Source organism: Pararhodobacter sp. SW119, from assembly GCF_017811755.1.
In the GTDB taxonomy this organism is placed as follows: domain Bacteria; phylum Pseudomonadota; class Alphaproteobacteria; order Rhodobacterales; family Rhodobacteraceae; genus Pararhodobacter.
This window is the reverse complement of record NZ_JADDJF010000012.1, coordinates 1-18540: the sequence shown is the minus strand read 5'-3', so window position 1 is coordinate 18540 and position 18540 is coordinate 1. Positions and strand designations below refer to the sequence as shown.

The window sequence follows — 18540 nt, the reverse complement described above, 5'->3', positions numbered from 1 at the left end:
ACGGCATGGCGGATCGCACGATCAGCGACAAGCTGCAGCCCGCCCTGCTCGACCGGCTTACCGACGACGAGCCGGAAAAGCGGACCGAGGCGCGCGACCGGCGTGTCATCGATATCCAGCGCCTGCGCGAGATCGTGCAGCGTGACCTCGCCTGGCTGCTGAACACGCAGAATGCCGACACCTGGATCGACGCCGCGCGTCACCCGCAGGCCGCGCGGTCGGTCCTGAACTTTGGCATCGGCGATCTCTCGGGCAGCTTCGCCACAGGCGACCGGGCCGGCATGTTGCGCGATTCGATCCGGCAGGCGATCGAGACTTTCGAGCCGCGCCTGCGGCGCGGTACCGTCCAGGTCGAGATGACGTCGCAATCGGTGGAACGCGGCGTTGTCCTGACCTTCGACATCCGCGCCGAGATGTGGGCGCATCCCGTGCCGATGGAGCTTTACCTGCGCAGCGAGGTCGATGTGACCACCGGCGATGTGCAGATCGAACGGGTGGCGTGATGGATACCCGGCTGCTGAGCCACTACGAAGCCGAGCTTGCCTTCATGCGCGACATGGGGGCGGAATTCGCCGCCGCCTATCCGAAGATCGCCAGTCGGCTGGGCATGGAGGGGCTGGAGGTGTTCGACCCCTATGTCGAGCGTCTGCTGGAGGGTACCGCCTTCATGGCGGCCCGGGTACAGCTTGAACTGGAACAGCAGTTTCCGGCCCTCACCTCGAACCTGCTGGAGATCGTCTATCCGCACTACCTGGCGCCGACCCCGTCGATGATGGTCGCGGCCTTCGAGCCGGATATTAACAATGCCGGCGTCAAGGCCGGCTTCCGCCTGCCGCGGCATACCCAGTTGCGATCGCGCGTGATCGAGGGGGAACAGACCGCCTGCATCTATCGCACCGCCGCCGACGTGACGCTATGGCCGCTGAAGATCGCCGAGGCCGAGTATATCGCCAGCCGCGGCGAACTGGTCGCGGCCAATGTCGCGGGTGATACCGCGGCGCGCGCGGGCATCCGATTGCGGCTGAAGCGCACCGACAACGAGCCGATCGCCAAGTTGCCGCTTGACCGGCTGGTGCTGCATCTGGGGGGCGGTGGGCGCGGTCCGCACGATCTGCTGGAGGCGCTTTGCACGCGGTCCAGCGGGATCACCGGGCGTTCGGTCGATCCGCGCGCGGACTGGGTCGCGCCGCTGCCGGGGGCCGCCGTTCAGCCGCGCGGCTTCGATCCCGAGGAGGCCTTGCTGCCCCTGCCGCGCCGGAGTTTCGATGGCTACCGTCTGCTGCAGGAATATTTCGCCATGCCGGCGAGGTTCCATTTCGTCGAACTGACCGGGCTGCAGCCGGCGATTGCGCGCGCCGAGGGCGACTCGGTCGACCTCTATCTGCTTCTCGGCGAGGCGCTGCCGGACGGCGGTTCCTGCGTTCACACGGGCGCTTTCGTGCTGAACGCGGTGCCGGCGGTCAACCTTTTCGAACGGCGCTTCGACCGGGTGTCGATCTCGCAGGCCGATGTCGAACATCACGTCGTGCCGAACCGGACCGCGCAACTGGATTATGAGGTTTTCGCCCTGCAGTCGGTCACCGGAATCAGCGGCGAGGGGCAGGCGGACACGCCGTTCCTGCCGTTCTATTCGGCCACCGATCTGACATCGGCGGGGTCCGGTCATCCGGCCTATTTCACTCTTCGGCGGCGGCTGCGGCAGCGCACCGAACGCGAGCGGTTGCGGGGCACGCGAACCTCGTATCTGGGCTCCGAGGTCTTCCTGTCGCTGGTCGATCGCAGCCAGGCGCCCTATCCGGCGGCGCTGAACCAGATCGCGGTCAAGGGGCTGGTGACGAACCGCGACCTGCCACTACTTCTGTCGGGTGCCGGGCGCGACACCTTTCATCTACCCGAAGGCGGGCCGGTCCTTTCGGTCTCGACCCCGGTGCCGCCGACCCGACCGCAACCCAGCCTTGCGCATGGCGACACGGCCTGGCGGCTGATCAGCCATCTGAGCCTCAACTACCTTTCGATCGCCGAGACCGGCGACGGCGACCGCAGCGCCGCCGCCGCGTTGCGCGAGATGGTCGGGCTTTACGTCCCGCCGGGCGACCGTGCGCTGAGCCAGCAACTGGAGGGGATCGCGGGGGTTTCCACCCGGCCGATCGTGCGCCGGATGACCGGCGATGTCCTGTCGACCGCGGTGCGCGGCCTCGAGATCGGGCTCGAGTTCGACGAGAGCTTTTTCGAGGGCACCGGCGTCTATGCGCTGGGCGCCGTGCTCGAGCGGTTCTTCCGCAAGTATGTCGCGATCAATTCCTTTACCGAAACGGTCCTCAGGACCCAGCAACGCGGAGAGATCGTTCGATGGAAGCCCGGCGCCGGCATGGGGCGGATGATCTGACGCTCTATGCGCGTCTGGTCCAGGACCCCCGGTCCCATCATCTGTTTCAGGCGATGCGCATCCTCGAGGCGCATCACGCCGACCGTCCGCGACTGGGCAGGTCGCGCCGGCCGGAACAGGATGCCCTGCGCCTGGGCCAGGAGCCCGAACTGGCTTTCGCACGCACCACGATCGTCGATTTCGCGCGCGATCGCCAAAGCGGACGCCTGCGGCTGGCGCAACTGGCCTTCGGGTACTTCGGACCGAACGGGCCCCTGCCGCTGCACTTGACCGAGTTCGCGCGCGAGCGGAAGCGCAAGCATCGGGACAGTGCCTTCGTCGCCTTCGCCGACATGCTGACGCATCGGTTGCTGTCGCTTTTCTACCGCGCCTGGACCACCGGTCAGCCAGCGCCCTCGTTCGACCGGCCCGATGCCGATCCCTATGCGCGCAAGGTCGCGGCGCTGGCCGGGCTGGACGGCAAGGCGTTGCGCGACCGGGATGCGATGCCCGATCTGGCCAAGCTGCATTTCGCCGGCCATCTCTCATCCGGCGCGAAACCGGCCGAGGCGCTGGTGGCGATGATCTCGGCCTTCTTTGACGCGCCGGTCCGGCTACAGCAGTTCGTCGGTTCCTGGCTCGAGCTTGAACCCGACGACCGGTGGCAGTTGGGGCAACCGGCAGGTCTGGGCCGCACCACGAGCATCGGTAACCGCGTCTACACGCGAAGCGCCAAGTTCCGCATTCGCCTCGGTCCGGTCGGGCTGGAGGAATTCAAGCGCCTGCTGCCCGGCAACGGGTCGCTTGAACGACTGGCGTCGATCGTGCGCAATCATGTCGGCGATGCGCTGGACTGGGACGTGAACCTGGTGCTGAAGGCCGAGGACGTGCCGCGCAGCGCGCTTGGCGGGACCACCGCGCTGGGTCACACCAGTTGGCTGGGCACGCGGCGCAGCGATGCGCGCGACGCCGATGATCTTTACCTCGCCCCACCCCATGTCCTGCGCCGGCAGCGCGCATCAGCCCAAGGCCCGGCGCCGGCCGCAGCCCCCGTGAAGGAGACCCCGAGATGAGCGACATCAGCCGCGTTAAACTCTTCGGCAAGCTGAACGCGTTCGGCTACAAGGCGATCGAAGGGGCGACCGTGTTCTGCAAGCTGCGCGGCAACCCCTATGTCGAGATTGTCCACTGGATGCACCAGATCCTGCAAAACCAGGACAGCGACCTGCACCGCATCATCAAGCACTATGACCTGGACCCCGGCCGTGTCGCCGCCGACATGACCCGCGCGCTGGATGCCCTGCCGCGCGGGGCGAGTTCGATCAGCGATCTTTCCGACCATCTGGAGGATGCGATGGAGCGCGCCTGGGTCTGGGGCTCGCTTCTCTACAATTCCAGTCAGGTGCGGACGGGGCATCTGATTCTGGGCATGCTCAAGACGCCTTCGCTGCGCAACATCCTGTTCGGCATCTCGGGCGAGTTCCAGAAGATCAAGCCGGACGCGCTGGCCGATGAGTTCGATGCCGCGACCTCGGGTTCGCCGGAGGAGGGGATGGCGCCGAAGGACGGTTCGGTGACCGGCGGCGGGGCGGCGCCGGGCGAGGCGTCGGGCGCGATGGCGCCGGCCTCGATGGGCAAGGAAGAAGCGCTCAGGAAGTTCTGCACCGACATGACCGAGCAGGCGCGCAGCGGCAAGATCGACCCGATCGTCGGCCGTGACGGCGAGATTCGGCAGGTCGTCGACATCCTGATGCGGCGCCGGCAGAACAATCCGATCCTGACCGGCGAGGCCGGGGTCGGCAAGACCGCCGTGGTCGAGGGTTTCGCGCTGCGGATCGCGCGCGGCGACGTGCCGCCCGCGCTGCGCGAGGCGCGGCTGATGGCACTGGACGTGGGGCTGCTGCAGGCCGGCGCCAGCATGAAGGGCGAGTTCGAGAATCGCCTGCGCAGCGTCATCGACGAGGTGCAGGCCAGCCCGAAGCCGATCATCATGTTCATCGACGAGACGCACACCCTGGTCGGCGCAGGCGGGGCAGCCGGCACCGGCGATGCGGCAAACCTGCTGAAGCCGGCGCTGGCGCGGGGCACCTTGCGCACGATCGGCGCAACGACCTGGGCCGAATACAAGAAGCACATCGAGAAGGACCCGGCCCTGACCCGGCGTTTCCAGGTGGTGCAGGTCGACGAGCCGGATACCGAACGCGCGATCCGCATGATGCGGGGCATCGCCTCGATGCTGGAGGGGCACCACCGCGTCCAGGTCCTGGACGAGGCAATCGAGGCGGCGGTGAACCTGTCGGCGCGATATATCCCGGCGCGGCAATTGCCCGACAAGTCGGTGAGCGTGCTGGATACCGCCTGCGCCCGCGTCGCCGTCAGCCAGCACGCGGTCCCGGCCGAGGTGGACGACAGCCGTCGCCGGATCGAGGGGCTGACGACCGAGCTGGAGATCATCGACCGTGACGAAACGGCCGGCTACGATGTGGCCGACCGGCGTGAGGCCGTGACGGCCGCCAAGGAAGCCGAGGAAGCGCGCGAGGCCGAACTCAACGCCCGCTGGGAGGCCGAGAAAGCCGTGGTCGAACAGATCCTGGCCTTGCGCGCGAAACTGCGAGAGGGCGGCCAGCCGGTCGACAATGCCGCCGCCGAGCCGTCCGAAGGCGATGCGGCGCCGGCTGAAACGGCAGACGACCGCACCGGCCTGATCGCGCAACTGCGCGCCAAGAACGCCGAGTTGCAGGCGCTTCAGGGCGAGACGCCGCTGATCCTGCCGATCGTGGACGCGCAGGCCGTGGGGTCGGTCGTCGGTGACTGGACGGGCATACCCGTGGGCCGGATGCTGCGCGACGAGATCGCGACGGTGATCGACCTCGACAAGCATCTGGCCAAGCGCGTGATCGGCCAGGACCATGCCATGCGGATGATCGCCAAGCGCATCCAGACCAGCCGCGCCGGGCTCGACAACCCGTCAAAACCCATCGGGGTGTTCCTGCTCGCCGGCACCTCGGGCGTCGGCAAGACCGAAACGGCACTGGCGCTGGCCGAGGTGCTCTATGGCGGTGAGCAGAACGTCATCACCATCAACATGAGCGAGTATCAGGAGGCGCATACGGTGTCGTCCCTGAAAGGCGCGCCACCGGGTTATGTCGGCTATGGCGAGGGCGGCGTGCTGACCGAGGCGGTGCGTCGGCGACCCTATTCCGTCGTGTTGCTGGACGAGGTCGAGAAGGCGCATCCGGACGTGCACGAGATCTTCTTCCAGGTCTTCGACAAGGGCGTGATGGAAGATGGCGAAGGGCGTCGCATCGATTTTCGCAACACGCTGATCCTGCTCACCTCGAACGTCGGGTCCGACCTGATCATGTCGATGTGCGCGGACCCCGAACTGATGCCCGAGCCCGAGGAGATCGCCAAGGCGCTGCGCGATCCGCTGCTGAAGGTGTTTCCCCCGGCACTGCTGGGGCGGCTGGTGACGATCCCCTATTTCCCGCTAAGCCCGGACATGATTGCCGAGATAACACGCCTGCAGCTCGACCGGATCAAGCGGCGCGTGACGGCAAGCCACGGCGTTCCCTTCACCTACTCCGACGCCGTGGTCGACACCATCGTCAGCCGCTGTCAGGAACTGGAAAGCGGCGGCCGGATGATCGACGCGATCGTCACCAACACCATGCTTCCCGATATCTCGAACGAGTTTCTGCGACGGATGTTCGAGGGGCAGCCGGTGGACCGGGTCGCGATTGATGTGCAGGATGGCGATTTCATCTACGATTTCGACGCGGCTGACGCAGGGATGCGGAATGTGGCAGAATAGGCGTAAGCGGCCTGGCACGGAATCGGGGCGCGCTGCGTCCCGAACCTGCCGCCGTGAAATGCGCTGGACGGGAAGGTTTGAATGAGCACGTCACCGGATTTCGACAAGATCGGCTCTGCCATCGAGGGCAGCTTCGGCGATGCGCCCGTCCATTTTCGGGCCGCGCGGGTGTCCGAGGCGTTGAGTACCGTGACGGAGATCCGGATCGAGTTTCTGACCACCGACCGGGCATTCGATGTCGAAAGCCTGCTCGGGACCCGGATGACCCTGAAGCAGAAAACCGAGAACGGAACGCGCAAGTTCCAGGGAACCGTCGTGGCGGTGGAGTTTCTGGGCACGTCCGAGAAGCAACTCTACTACGGCGTCGACGTTCGACCTTGGCTGTGGTTTCTGCGTCGCAGCAGCGACATGCGCATATTCCAGGGCAAATCCGTCCCCGAGATCGTGACCGACCTCTGTGGCGAATACAGTGTCAGTCTGCTGCGCCAACGTCTTTCCGAAAGCTACGAGGCGCGCGAATACTGCGTCCAGTACGGCGAGACCGACTTTGACTTCATCAGTCGCCTGATGGAGGAAGAGGGGATCTACTACTATTTCAATCACGAGGGCGACAGCGAGGAAATGATCCTCGCCGATGGCATCGGCTCGCATGACAAGCTGAAGGGGCAAGGCGAGCTTTCGTTCCGCGCCTTCGACCGGAATACCCGGGTGGACGAGCCGCATGTCTTCGAATGGTCGCACAAGGGGCGTGTCGTTTCGGGCAAGGTCTCGCTTGTCGACTACGACATGACCAAGCCGAATACCGACCTCAAGGTCAGTTCCTCGGTGAAGAAGGGCGATCATTCGCACGGGGAATACGAGCTTTATGAAGGCGACGCCGCCTATACGCAGGGGTCCGCCGGCGAGGTATTGGCCCGCATCCGGGTGGAGCGCGAGGCCCACGCCGCCCGCCGCCATGTCGGCGCGGCAAACGCGGCCGATCTGGGTGTCGGCTGCACCTTCAGCTTGAAGGACGCGCTGAAACCGGCCGATGATGACAGCTATCTTGTCATCGCGGCGACGCATCATCTGAAAAGCGCGGCATCAAGCGAGCCTGACACGCCCCCGTTCGCTGCCGGGTCGACGCCGCTTCTGCGCTATCCGCATCCGCTCGGCCATTACGCCTGCACTTTCGAAGTCGCGCCGGCGTCGGAGCCGTTTCGCCCGCCCAAGGTGACGCCCGCGCCGCGTGTCGCGGGGGTTCTGACCGCGCTCGTCACCGGGCCGAGCGGGGCCGAGATCTACACGGACGAGTATGGACGCATCAAGGTCCAGTTCCACTGGGACCGCGAGGGCAAGAAGGACGAGAACACGACCTGCTGGGTGCGCACCGTCGTCCCCTGGAGCGGGCGCGGCTGGGGAATGTTCGCCATCCCGCGCATCGGGCAGGAGGTGATCATCGAGTTCGAACGCGGCAATCCCGACCGGCCGATCTGCACCGGCATGGTCTACAATGCGGTGACCAAGCCGCCGTTCGAATTTCCGACCAACCAGACCATGTCGGGGCTTCGCACCAATTCCAGCAAGGGCGGCGGCGGCTTCCACGAGCTCATCTTCGAGGACAAGAAGGACGAGGAATACGTCCGCATGATCTCGGAAAAGGATTACTTCCTGAAGATCAAGAACAACGCCGAAATCACCATCGGTCTGGACAAGAAGGACAAGGGCGACCTGACCCAGACGATCCATCGCCACAAGACCGAGACCTTGAAGACGGGCGACTACACCTTCAAGATCGAGAAGGGCAACCGCAAGGTCGAGATCGCGAAGGACCACACCGAGAAGATCGGCGGCAATTCCAAGCTGACCGTCCAAAAGGGCAACATGTCCACCAAGGTTAAGCTGGGCAAGATCGAAGAGGAGGCGATGCAGTCGATCGAAATGAAGGTCGGTGAGTCGTCGATCAAGATCGACCAGATGGGCGTGACGATCAAGGGCATGATGATCAAGATCAACGGCACCGCGATGCTTGAGGCTAAGGCACCGATGTCCACCGTCAAGGGGGATGCCGTTCTGATCCTCAAGGGCGGCATGACGATGATCAACTAGGGGCCGCGACATGTCGGACAGGTTTGCAGATCTGAAGAAGGTCCCGAAGGAACCGGCCGCGCGCATTCTCGCGACCAAGACCACGAAGCTGGACACATGGCTCGATGCGCCGGCCAGCGCCTCGGTGGAGGTCGTGCTAGCGGAACTGGCGGAGAAGAAGGCCTGGGTCGATCTGTTGCGGCTTCTGTCGGCGGCGCTGCCCGACCGCGAGGCGGTCTGGTGGGCCTGCATAGCGGCCCGTGACATCACGGGCGAGACTCCGACGGCCTGCCTCAAGGCGGCCGAGGCCTGGGTGTTCAAGCCCACCGACGAGAATCGGGAGAAGGTTCAATTGGCGCTCGAGGTGGCGGACATGGACGACGATACGGTGCTGGTGGCGACCGCGGCGCTCTACGCGCCCGGCACCATGGGCCCCGGCGACATGGCCGAACATCCTGCGCCTCCGGCCGCGGTGTCGGCCTGCGCCTTTGCGATGAACATGACCACGCTGGGCGTGGTGGAGGACCCGCTCCTGCATCTGCAATGGCTGATCGACCGGGGGGTCGATATCGCTCGCGGCGGCAATGGCAAGATCGCGGTCCCGGATTTCGACACCGCGCCCAAACCTGTCGCCGACGATGAGGACGACAAGCAGCAGGAGGATGTCTGATGCCCGGACCGCCGCAAGCCCGCCTGGGCGATCTGCATGCCGGCCCCGCCTGCACGGTGACCGGCCCGATGCCGATCATCCCGCCCTGCGCGATCACCGTCCTGGTCGGCAAGAAACCTGCGGCGCGGATGGGCGACATGTGCGTGGGCGTGATGCTGTCGCCGGTGGGCGTGCCGATCCCCGCCCCGCCGCACCCGATCGCCAAGGGCTCGATGACGGTGCTGATCCAGAAGCAGCCCGCCGCGCGCATCGGCGACATCTGCGCCATGGGGGGGACGATCATCCTTGGTGAATTCACGGTACTGACAGGGGGCTGACAGCTAGATGGCAGTCGTTCTGAAATTCTTGTCCACCGGCTCGATCCCCGGCAGCGGCGAGCCGGTCAGGATGATCGGCCCGTCGCTGACCATCGGTCGCGGGAGCGAGAACGACCTGGTCCTGCCCGACCCGGACCGCCTGATTTCAAAGGCGCACTGCGTGATCGAGGATCACGGCGGCCAGATCGTCGTCATCGATCTGTCGACCAACGGCACGTTTCTGAACTACGGCAAGGTCCCGCTGGGGCAGACACCGACGCCGCTCAACGAGGGCGACGTGCTGTCGATGGGAACCTATGAACTGGTCGTGAGCCTTGTGCCGGACCAGGCGCCCGCGCCGCCGGCCGACCATGCCGCGCGGGGGGGCGGTTCCGCTGCGCGAGCCCAGCCGGACCCCCTGGACGACTTCGACAAGGAGATGGGCGGCGGCGATTTCCTGGACGACCTGCTGGATGGCGGCGACCAGCCGAAGGGCCCGGCGAACTGGGTCGAGCGGAAGGATCGTCTTGACGAATTCCTGCCGCCGCTGTCGGATGAAGACCTGCTCGGACCCGCCCCCGCGACCGACGGCCCGGCCATGTCCGACCATGGCCCGGGGACGTCGGACGCGTTCACCTCGCGGTCGGCGAAAGCCTCGCAGATCCCAGATGACTGGGACGATCTGCTGGCGCCGGATAGCGGTACGCCGCCCCAGGACGCGCCGCCCGAGCCGCCGCAAGCACCCGTGCCGCCGCGGCCGCAGCGACCCGCCCCGCCGCCCCCGGCCGAGGGAAATGACGATATCGACGATCTGCTCGGCCCACCGCCCCGGACGTCTGCGCCTGCCGCGCCACCGCCCGCGGCCACGCCCCGGCCCACCCCACCCGCGTCGCCAGAACCGCCGCCCGCCGCCCGCGGCGACGAGGCGGCGGCGCGCGCCTTCCTCGCCGCGTTGGGGGCCGAGGATCTGGGCATTCCCGATGCCGAGCTCGAGGCGACGATGGCGAGGCTGGGCGCGACGATGCGGGTCATGATCGAGGGGTTGCGCGAGGTGCTTATGACGCGCAGTTCGATCAAGAGCGAGTTTCGCATCGAACAGACGCGGATCAGCGCGGGGGGGAACAACCCGCTCAAGTTCTCGGTCAGCCCCGACCAGGCGATCGAGGCCATGGTGCGTCCGCGCGCCAAGGGATATCTGGCAGCACAGGCCGCGACCGAGCAGGCGCTCGACGATATCAAGGCGCACGAGGTGGCGATGGTCACCGGCATGGAAGCCGCACTGCGCGGCATCCTGCAGCGGCTGGACCCCGCGACCCTGGCCGGAAAGATCGAAGCCGGCGGCGGCATCAGCCGGCTGCTGAAGGGCAAGAAGGCCCTCTACTGGGAAACCTACGAAAAGATGTACGCCGAAATATCGGACCAGGCGACCAACGATTTTCACGAGATCTTCAGCCGCGAGTTCGCCAATGCCTATGGCGAGCAGCTCGAGAAGCTGAAGACGCAACGATGAGGCGAAGCATGTCGGGCAAGAAGGAGGGGTTGCGTGTCCTGGGATAGCAAGGTGCTGTGGACTGAAGGGCTGTTCCTGCAGCCGCACCATTTCCAGCAGGCCGACCGCTATACCGAGGCGCTGGTCGCCGGGCTGGCGCACCGGCTTGCGCCCTATGCCTGGGGCGTTTCGCAACTTGTGATCGACGACGAGGCGCTGAAGGTCGGCAAATTCGCGCTGAAGTCCTGCGCCGGGCTGACGCAGGAGGGCATCGTCTTCCGCGTCCCGCAGAAGGACGACCACCCGCCGGCGCTGGAAGTCCCCGACACGATCCGCGACTGCGTGGTCTACCTGACCGTGCCGCAGCGCCGGCAGGGCGCGGCCGAAGTCGACCTGACGGGGGCCGAGAACTCGGCAAGTCGCCTCCGCCCCGCCGAGGTCGAGGTCACCGACGCCATGAGCACCGACCGCAAGGCGGTGACGCTGGGCGTGGGCAAGCTGCGGCTTCAGTTCGGCCTGGCCGTCGACGATCTGGCCGACAAGCTGGCGATCCCGATCGCGCGCATCATCGAGGTGCAGCCGGACAAGCGCATCGTGCTGGACACCGCCTTCATGGCCAGCGGCATCGATGCCCGCGCGGTGCCCCCGCTCGACGGGTTCCTGCGCGAGCTGGAGGGGCTTCTGTCGCATCGCATGACGGTGCTTTCCGGCCGGCTGGTGGAAAGCGGGCCGACCCGCGCCGCGGCCGAGATCCAGGATTTCCTGCTCCTGATGGTGGTCAACCGCGCGCTGCCGCTCTTCCGGCATCTGGCGCAGATCGAGAATGTGCATCCGGCGACCGCCTTCCGCGAATGCATCGCCCTCGCGGGCGAACTGGCCACCTTCATGGCCGGCGACAAGCGCGTGCCCGAGTTTCCACCCTATCGCCACGACGACCTGACGCGCACCTTCCAGCCGGTGATCCGGTCGCTGCGCCAGTTCCTCAGCGCGGTGCTGGAAAGCACGGCGATCCAGATCCCGCTGGAGCCGCGCAAATACGGCATCTCGGTCGGGATCATCACCGACCGGAAACTCATCGGCAGCGCAGGCTTCGTGCTGGCGGTCAAGGCCGAGATCCCGGACGAGGCGGTGCGCCGGCACTTCGCCGGCCACGCCAAGATCGGCCCGGTGGAGGAGATCCGCCAGCTGGTCAATTCCGCCCTGCCGGGCATCGCGCTGCGCCCTCTGCCGGTGGCGCCGCGGCAGATCCCCTACAACGCCGGCGTCGTCTACTTCCAGCTCGACGGCGAAAGTCCCTACTGGCGCAAGATGACGACCTCGGGCGGGATCGCGGTGCATGTCTCGGGCGACTATCCGGGGCTCGAGATGAACTTGTGGGCCATCCGCAACGCGTGAGATACCGGGGGATAAGGTTCAGATGTCCGACAACGACCCCTTCGCCGAACCGGATGACACCGACAAGACGGTGATCCGCCCCAATCCGGGCGCGCGGCGACCGGTTTCGCCCGCCCAGCCGCCGGCCCCTGCCGAACCCCCGGCGGCGCGGTCGGAAACACCCGAACCCGCAGTGCCGCCGCAAGCCGCGCGCGGCAGCGGCCCCGGCCCGGTCATCGCGCCCACGGGCATGAACCAGCTGGTCGCGCTCGCGACGCCACTCTTTTCGCTGATCAGCCGTATCCGGAACCGCGCGCAGCACCTGGACCCCGAGAAGCTGCGCCAGAGCGTCGTCGCCGAGGTGCGCCGCTTCGAGGAAGCCGCGCTCAAGGCGCGCGTCGATCCGAAGAACATCAAGGTCGCGCGCTACGCGCTCTGCGCGACGCTGGACGACGTGGTGCTGAACACGCCCTGGGGCGACCAGTCCAGCTGGGGGCTGCATTCGATGGTGGCGACGTTCCACCGCGAAACCGTGGGCGGCGACCGGTTCTACGATCTGCTTTCGCGGCTGGAACAGGACCCGGCGAACAATCTGGAACTGCTCGAGTTCATGTACATGTGCCTCTCGCTGGGGTTCGAGGGGCGCCTGCGGATCGACAGGGCCGGTGCCGCGCGGCATCAGGAAATCCGCACGAACCTGGCGACCATCATCCGCAATCAGCGCGGCACGGCCGAGCACGACCTCTCGCCTCACTGGCAGGGGGTGAACCGCCCGCACCGGCCGCTTTCCGCGTGGAAGACCGTCTGGATCGCCACCGCCGCCTTGGCCGTGATTCTGGCGCTCAGCTACACCGCGTTGTCCTGGGCGCTGGGCACGGGCACGCAGCGGCTGATCGGGCAACTCGGGACCGTGGACAGCGGCAGCGTGCCGCAGATGTCGCGCCCCGCGCCGCCGCCGCCCCCGCCGCCGCCCACCCGGCGCGAGGTGGCGCAGCTAGAGACCGTCTCGGGCTTTCTCTCCGAAGAGATCGCCGAGGGCCTGATCGAGGTGCTGGAGGACGGCAACGCGATGACCATCCGTATTGCCGGAGCCTCCATGTTCGCTTCGGCCTCGGACGTGTTGCAGGACCGCTATCGCGTTCCGCTGGAACGCGTCGCGAATGCGCTGAACGAGGTCGAGGGCCGGGTGATCATCGCGGGCCACTCCGATTCGATCCCGATCAACACCGCGCGCTACCCGTCCAACACGCATCTGTCGCTGGCGCGTGCGACGACGGTGAAGGACGTCCTCGCACCGCTGCTGGATAACCCCGACAGGCTGTCGGCCGAAGGGCGCGCCGAGCGTGAACCCATCGCCGACAACGCAACGGCCGAGGGGCGCGCCGCCAACCGCCGAATCGAGGTCATCCTGATCCGGGAGGAGTCGTGATGTCGGCCCTGTTGAGCGTGCTTCGCCTGCTGGGCGGAACCAGCCCCGTCATTCTTGCCACGGTGACGATTCTCAGCCTCTGTATCTGGTATTTCGGACCGCTCCTGCGGATCGGCGATTTCGACCCCTTCGCCACGCAGACCAGCCGGATCGTCACCATCGTCGTGCTGGTCGTCCTGGGGCTGGCACTGGTCGGCTTCATCGTCTGGCGCCGCCGCCGGCGCGACAAGCGCATGGCCGAGGAAATGGTCGAAAGCGCCGAGGGTGAGGCCAGCGACGCCCTTGTCCGCGCCGAGGTCGAGGAGCTGCGCGGCAAGCTGCGTAAGGCGCTCGGCTCGCTGCGCAAGTCGAAGCTGGGACGGCGGCATCTTTACGAACTGCCCTGGTACGTGATGATCGGCCCGCCGGGGGCGGGCAAGACCACCGCGATCGTCAACTCCGGGCTGAAGTTCCCGCTGGCCGACGAGATGGGCAAGTCGGCCTTGGGTGGCGTCGGCGGCACGCGCAACTGCGACTGGTGGTTCACCAACGATGCGGTGCTGATCGACACGGCTGGACGCTACACCACACAGGAAAGCGACGCCGAGGTCGACAACGCCGCCTGGCTGGGGTTCCTGTCGCTCCTGAAGAAGTATCGCAAGCGCCAGCCGATCAACGGCGCCGTCGTCGCGATCAGCCTTTCGGACCTGTCGCTGCAGGACGAGATCACGCGCAAGAGCCATGCCCAGGCCGTTCGTCGGCGACTGAACGAGCTGCGCAACACGCTCGGCGTGCACTTCCCGGTATATGTTCTTTTCACCAAGGCCGACCTCATCGCCGGTTTCGCCGAATTCTTCGACGGCCTCGGCAAGGAGGCGCGCGAACAGGTCTGGGGCTTCACGCTGTCGCTGAAGAAGCGCGCCAGGCCCGAGGACCAGCCGCTTGCCGGATTCGATGAACAGTTCCAGGCGCTGCTCGACCGCCTCAACGCGCAACTGATCGAGCGCATGCAGGTCGAAACCGATCCCTCGCGGCGCAGCCTTGTCGCCGGCTTTCCGGCGCAGGTCGCCTCGGTCCAGCCGGTGGCGCGGGACTTCCTCGACGAGTTGTTCGTCGAGTCGCGGTTCGAGGATCGCCCGCTGCTGCGCGGCGTCTATTTCACCTCGGGCACGCAGGAGGGCACGCCCATCGACCGGCTGATGATGGGCATGGCGCGCACCTTCGGCATCGGTCGGCAGGCGATCGGCACGGGCAGCGGGACCGGACGGTCCTTCTTCCTGACCCGGCTCTTCCAGGGCGTGATCTTCCCCGAGGCGGGGCTTGTGTCCGCCGACGACCGGGTAGAGCGGCGCTATCGCCTGACCCGCGCGGCAGCCATCGCCGCCGTGGTGATCGTCGCGGTGACCATGACCGCCCTCTGGACGCGCAGCTTCCTCGGCAACCGCATGCTGGTGGCCGAAGCCGCCGAACGGCTCGACAGCTACCGCGAGGCCGCCGCCGCCATCCCCGGCAGCCCCATCGCCGATACCGACCTGCCCTCTGTCGTGCCGGCGCTGAACCTTTTGCGCGGCATGCACGGCAATCCCGCCGCCGGCGAGCCCGAGGTGCCGCAGCGCCTGACCTGGGGCGTCTACCAGGGGCGGGTGATCGGCAACGAGGCCGCGCTCGCCTACCGCGCGGCGCTCAACCAGCACATGCTGCCCCGGCTTCTGCTGCGCCTCGAAGAGGTCATGCAGATCAACTTCAACGACCAGGACGTGCTCTATGACGCGCTCAAGGTCTATCTGGTCCTGGGCGGCCAGGGCCCGATGAACGCGACGATGGTCCGCGACTGGATGCGCGAGGATTGGGAACTCGCCTATCCCGGCGTCCAGCGCGAAGGCCTGCGCGCCGATCTGGAGGCGCATCTGATGGCGATGCTGGACCAGCCGCTGCTACGCGTCCCGCTCAATGGTCCGCTGGTCGATCAGGTGCAGCAGATCCTGCGCGAGATGCCGATGGCGCAGCGCGTCTACAACGGCATCCTCAGCAGCCAGCGCGTGAACGAACTGCCCTCCTGGCGCGTCTCCGAAGTCGCCGGGCCGGCGGTGTCGCGCGTCTTCGCCCGCTCCTCCGGTCGCTCCCTTGCCGAGGGGATCGCCGGGGTCTTCACCCGCCGCGGCTTTCAGGACGTCTTCCTGCCGGAAGCGGTCAGCGTCGCGCAGCGCATCCAGCGCGAAAGCTACGTGCTGGGCGTCGAACCCGGCGAGGAGCCCAGCGAGACCGAGATTGTCGAACTCAGCCGCGACGTGCTGAACCTCTACTACAACGACTATGTCGCCCGCTACGACGGCATCCTCGCCGATGTCGACATCCTGCCGCTCGAATCGCTCAGCCACGCGGTCGAGGTCACGAACGTGCTGGTCGGGCCGGCCTCGCCGCTGGTCAACCTGCTGAACGCGGTCGCCCACGAAACCCGGCTGGTCCGGCAGGAGGCGTTGTCGCCCGCCGAACTGCTGACCTCGGGTCTTGGCGTGCAGGAGCGGATCGTGCTGGAGGCGCTGGAGCGGCGCGACGGTCCCCCCGGCCGCTATGTCGAGGACCGCTTCGCCTGGCTGCACGACCTGGTCACCGCGCCCGAGGGGCTTGCCTCGCCGCTGGACGAGCTGATGCGCATGCTGGGCGACGTGAACCAGGAACTCAGCCGCCTTTCCTTCAGCCGCGACGAAAGCTTCGTCAGCCTGCCCGACGACAACCCGCTGGCGCGCTTCCAACGCGCCACCGCGCAACTCGAAGGCCCCCTGCAACGCTGGGCGACGCAGATCGCCACCGGCTCCTCCGGGATCACGGCCGAGGGGACGCGCGCGCAGATCAACGCGCGCTGGCGCGGTCAGGTGCTGCCCTTCTGCGAACAGGCGCTGGCCAACCGCTATCCGTTCAACCGGCGCGCCGGGGCGGATGTGGCGATGGCCGATTTCGCCCGCCTCTTCGCGCCCGGCGGCATGATCGAGACCTTCTTCAACGAGAACCTGCGCCGCTTCGTCGACACCCAGTCCCGGCCGATGACCTGGCGCTCGGTGAACGAGGCGGACCTGGGCATTTCGGACCAGGTGCTGGCGCAGTTCCAGAACGCCTTCCAGATCCGCGACGCCTTTTTCGCGCAGGGCGCGACGCCCCAGGTCAGTTTCCAGATCACCCCCTTCGCCGTGGACCCCAACGCCGACACGGTGACGCTGGAAATCGACGGGCAGCGCACGACCTTCGGTCACCGCGACGCGGGTTCCGCCCCGCTGGCGGTGTCCTGGCCGGGCGAGGTCGGCCTCGCCGGCGTGCGGCTCGATCCGCCGGCATCGGGCGTGCAGAACATCCTTGCCAAGGACGGGCCCTGGGCCTGGTTCCGGCTTCTCGACAGCGCCGAGATCCGGCGCACCAGCGTCGCCGACCGCAGCCGCGTGATCTTCAACGTCGGCGGGCGCTTCGCGATCTACGACCTGCAGGCGGGATCGGTCCTCAACCCGTTCAACCTGCCGGCCCTGCGCAACTTCAGCTGTCCGCAGTCCTTCTGATGGGCGGCGCGTTCGGAGCCTTCGGAAAGCTGCCCTCGATGGGGGATTTCCTGCGCGCCGATACGCCATCCGGCTTCGTCGAGGCCTGGGACCCCTGGCTTCAGCGGTCCCTGCTGGCGGCACGCAACGCCCTCGGGCCGCGCTGGGGGGACTGCTACATGACCGCGCCCATCTGGCGTTTCACCCTGGCCCACGGCCTCGCCGGCCGGCTTCCGGTCACCGGCATCGTGATGGCCTCGATCGACCGCGTCGGGCGGCAGTTCCCGCTGACCCTGATGGCGCCGCTGCCGCAGGGAACCCCGGTCATGCTGGCGCATCTCGCCGGCGAGGCGATCTTCGCGCGGCTCGAGACGCTCGCGCTCGACGCGCTGGAAAGCTCGCTCGACCGGCTGCGATTCCTGCAGCGGCTGGCCAGCCTGCCACGCCCGACCCCCCCCGCCGCCGCCCGCCTGGCCGAACGCGCGGACATGCTGACGCTGGTCCGGGCCGAGGCCGGCGGCGCCGCCGATCTGGCCGGCGCGCTGCTGGAGAACCGCCTGCGCCAGCCCAGCATCTGGTCGGCGCTGCTGGCCGAGGGCACGCGGCTGATGCTGGTCGACGGGTTGCCGCACAACGGGCAGGTGACCGGGCTTTTCGACCTGACCGCGCCGGTCTGGACGCAAGGGCAGGGGGGCGCCTGATGAGCGGCCGGCCGGTGATCCGCTTCAGCGCTACCTCGCATGTCGGCCGCGTGCGCAAGGTCAACGAGGACGCGATCCTCGCCACGCCCGAAACCCGGGTCTGGGCGGTCGCCGACGGGATGGGGGGGCACGCTGCCGGCGATGTCGCCAGCCGCATCGTCATCGACCAGCTGGCGATGCTGCCCGAGGGTCAGGAACCGGCCGACCTGATGCGCGCCGTGCGCGACGCGCTGCACCGCGCGCATGACCAGATCCGGCAGGAAGCGGCCGCGCGCCAGGTCGATACCATGGGCGCGACGGTGGTGACGCTGGTGTTGGCGGACGGTCATTTCGTCGCCTTCTGGGCCGGAGATAGCCGCCTCTACCGCTTCCGCGACGGCGAGGTCGAGATGCTCACCACTGACCATTCCGCCGTGGCCGAAATGGTCCTGGACGGCGAGATGACCTGGGACGAGGCCGAATTGCACCCGCTGTCGAACATGGTCACGCGCGCGGTCGGCGTGGGTGAGGAACTGGAGCTGGACAAGGTCCGCGGGGAGTTGCACCCCGGCGACCGCTTCCTGCTCTGTTCGGACGGGCTGAGCAAATACGCGACCTTCGCCACCCTGCGCAGGCTCGTGCCGCGCGCGCCCATCGAGACGGTGACCGACACGCTCCTTAACCTCGCGCTCGACGGCGGCGCCAATGACAACGTCTCGATCATCGTGGTCGATGTGCTCTGAGCCCCGCGCCCCGGACCGCCGCACTCGGACCTCGCGTCCAGGATCCGCCCTGGATCCGCGCGAAACCGAAAGTTTCATTGCGGTTAACGCCGCAGATTTTCATTTTTAGA

The 18540-nt window shown here is 67.3% G+C and carries 13 protein-coding genes; all 13 read left to right on the top strand.

Annotation, left to right across the window (positions count from 1 at the left end; all coding sequences use genetic code 11):
• Positions 1-5 precede the first annotated feature (5 nt).
• The 13 genes from tssE to IM708_RS09225 all read left to right on the top strand — a co-directional run bounded on the left by tssE (position 6) and on the right by IM708_RS09225 (position 18430).
• Positions 6-503 (top strand): type VI secretion system baseplate subunit TssE, encoded by a 498-nt coding sequence (gene tssE, locus IM708_RS09285; protein WP_209426243.1) that lies wholly within the window; start codon positions 6-8, stop codon positions 501-503.
• A complete protein-coding gene (gene tssF, locus IM708_RS09280; RefSeq protein ID WP_209426242.1) occupies positions 503-2386 on the top strand; it encodes a type VI secretion system baseplate subunit TssF in 1884 nt (627 codons plus the stop codon). The genes tssE and tssF overlap by 1 nt, the downstream gene beginning before the upstream one ends.
• Positions 2350-3438, top strand: coding sequence for a type VI secretion system baseplate subunit TssG (tssG, locus tag IM708_RS09275; RefSeq protein ID WP_209426241.1), 1089 nt, complete (start codon positions 2350-2352; stop codon positions 3436-3438). The genes tssF and tssG overlap by 37 nt, the downstream gene beginning before the upstream one ends.
• Positions 3435-6179 carry a type VI secretion system ATPase TssH gene (tssH, locus tag IM708_RS09270; protein WP_209426240.1) on the top strand — a complete coding sequence of 915 codons (2745 nt, stop codon included), beginning with the start codon at positions 3435-3437 and terminating at the stop codon, positions 6177-6179. Before tssG ends, tssH begins: the two co-directional genes overlap by 4 nt.
• Before the next feature lie 81 nt (positions 6180-6260).
• Positions 6261-8267 (top strand): type VI secretion system tip protein TssI/VgrG, encoded by a 2007-nt coding sequence (gene tssI / locus IM708_RS09265; protein ID WP_209426239.1) that lies wholly within the window; start codon positions 6261-6263, stop codon positions 8265-8267.
• A gap of 10 nt (positions 8268-8277) precedes the next feature.
• The gene (locus IM708_RS09260; RefSeq protein WP_209426238.1) at positions 8278-8916 is read left to right on the top strand and encodes a hypothetical protein; all 639 of its coding nucleotides are present in this window, start codon (positions 8278-8280) and stop codon (positions 8914-8916) included.
• Positions 8916-9233: a PAAR domain-containing protein gene (locus IM708_RS09255; RefSeq protein ID WP_209426237.1), complete on the top strand. Its 318-nt coding sequence runs from the start codon at positions 8916-8918 to the stop codon at positions 9231-9233. Before IM708_RS09260 ends, IM708_RS09255 begins: the two co-directional genes overlap by 1 nt.
• Before the next feature lie 7 nt (positions 9234-9240).
• Positions 9241-10722, top strand: a complete 1482-nt coding sequence (gene tagH, locus IM708_RS09250; RefSeq protein ID WP_209426236.1) for a type VI secretion system-associated FHA domain protein TagH — start codon at positions 9241-9243, stop codon at positions 10720-10722.
• A 33-nt stretch (positions 10723-10755) separates the two neighbouring features.
• Positions 10756-12096, top strand: a complete 1341-nt coding sequence (gene tssK, locus IM708_RS09245; RefSeq protein ID WP_209426235.1) for a type VI secretion system baseplate subunit TssK — start codon at positions 10756-10758, stop codon at positions 12094-12096.
• 22 nt (positions 12097-12118) lie between these two features.
• On the top strand, positions 12119-13504 hold the full coding sequence (icmH, locus tag IM708_RS09240; protein WP_209426234.1) for a type IVB secretion system protein IcmH/DotU: 1386 nt from the start codon (positions 12119-12121) through the stop codon (positions 13502-13504).
• A complete protein-coding gene (gene tssM, locus IM708_RS09235) occupies positions 13504-17028 on the top strand; it encodes a type VI secretion system membrane subunit TssM (RefSeq protein ID WP_209426233.1) in 3525 nt (1174 codons plus the stop codon). The genes icmH and tssM overlap by 1 nt, the downstream gene beginning before the upstream one ends.
• Positions 17028-17708, top strand: coding sequence for a type VI secretion system-associated protein TagF (gene tagF, locus IM708_RS09230; protein ID WP_209426232.1), 681 nt, complete (start codon positions 17028-17030; stop codon positions 17706-17708). The genes tssM and tagF overlap by 1 nt, the downstream gene beginning before the upstream one ends.
• Positions 17708-18430 (top strand): protein phosphatase 2C domain-containing protein, encoded by a 723-nt coding sequence (locus IM708_RS09225; protein WP_209426231.1) that lies wholly within the window; start codon positions 17708-17710, stop codon positions 18428-18430. Before tagF ends, IM708_RS09225 begins: the two co-directional genes overlap by 1 nt.
• Positions 18431-18540: the final 110 nt, after the last annotated feature.

What these genes read in the sequence shown, in the direction of transcription:
- tssM (WP_209426233.1), top strand. Translation starts at nt 13,504, where the DNA reads ATGTCGGCCCTGTTGAGCGTGCTTCGCCTGCTGGGCGGAACCAGCCCC.
- tssG (WP_209426241.1), top strand. Translation starts at nt 2,350, where the DNA reads ATGGAAGCCCGGCGCCGGCATGGGGCGGATGATCTGACGCTCTATGCG.
- IM708_RS09225 (WP_209426231.1), top strand. Translation starts at nt 17,708, where the DNA reads ATGAGCGGCCGGCCGGTGATCCGCTTCAGCGCTACCTCGCATGTCGGC.
- tagF (WP_209426232.1), top strand. Translation starts at nt 17,028, where the DNA reads ATGGGCGGCGCGTTCGGAGCCTTCGGAAAGCTGCCCTCGATGGGGGAT.
- tssH (WP_209426240.1), top strand. Translation starts at nt 3,435, where the DNA reads ATGAGCGACATCAGCCGCGTTAAACTCTTCGGCAAGCTGAACGCGTTC.
- tssF (WP_209426242.1), top strand. Translation starts at nt 503, where the DNA reads ATGGATACCCGGCTGCTGAGCCACTACGAAGCCGAGCTTGCCTTCATG.
- icmH (WP_209426234.1), top strand. Translation starts at nt 12,119, where the DNA reads ATGTCCGACAACGACCCCTTCGCCGAACCGGATGACACCGACAAGACG.
- tssE (WP_209426243.1), top strand. Translation starts at nt 6, where the DNA reads ATGGCGGATCGCACGATCAGCGACAAGCTGCAGCCCGCCCTGCTCGAC.
- IM708_RS09255 (WP_209426237.1), top strand. Translation starts at nt 8,916, where the DNA reads ATGCCCGGACCGCCGCAAGCCCGCCTGGGCGATCTGCATGCCGGCCCC.
- IM708_RS09260 (WP_209426238.1), top strand. Translation starts at nt 8,278, where the DNA reads ATGTCGGACAGGTTTGCAGATCTGAAGAAGGTCCCGAAGGAACCGGCC.
- tagH (WP_209426236.1), top strand. Translation starts at nt 9,241, where the DNA reads ATGGCAGTCGTTCTGAAATTCTTGTCCACCGGCTCGATCCCCGGCAGC.
- tssI (WP_209426239.1), top strand. Translation starts at nt 6,261, where the DNA reads ATGAGCACGTCACCGGATTTCGACAAGATCGGCTCTGCCATCGAGGGC.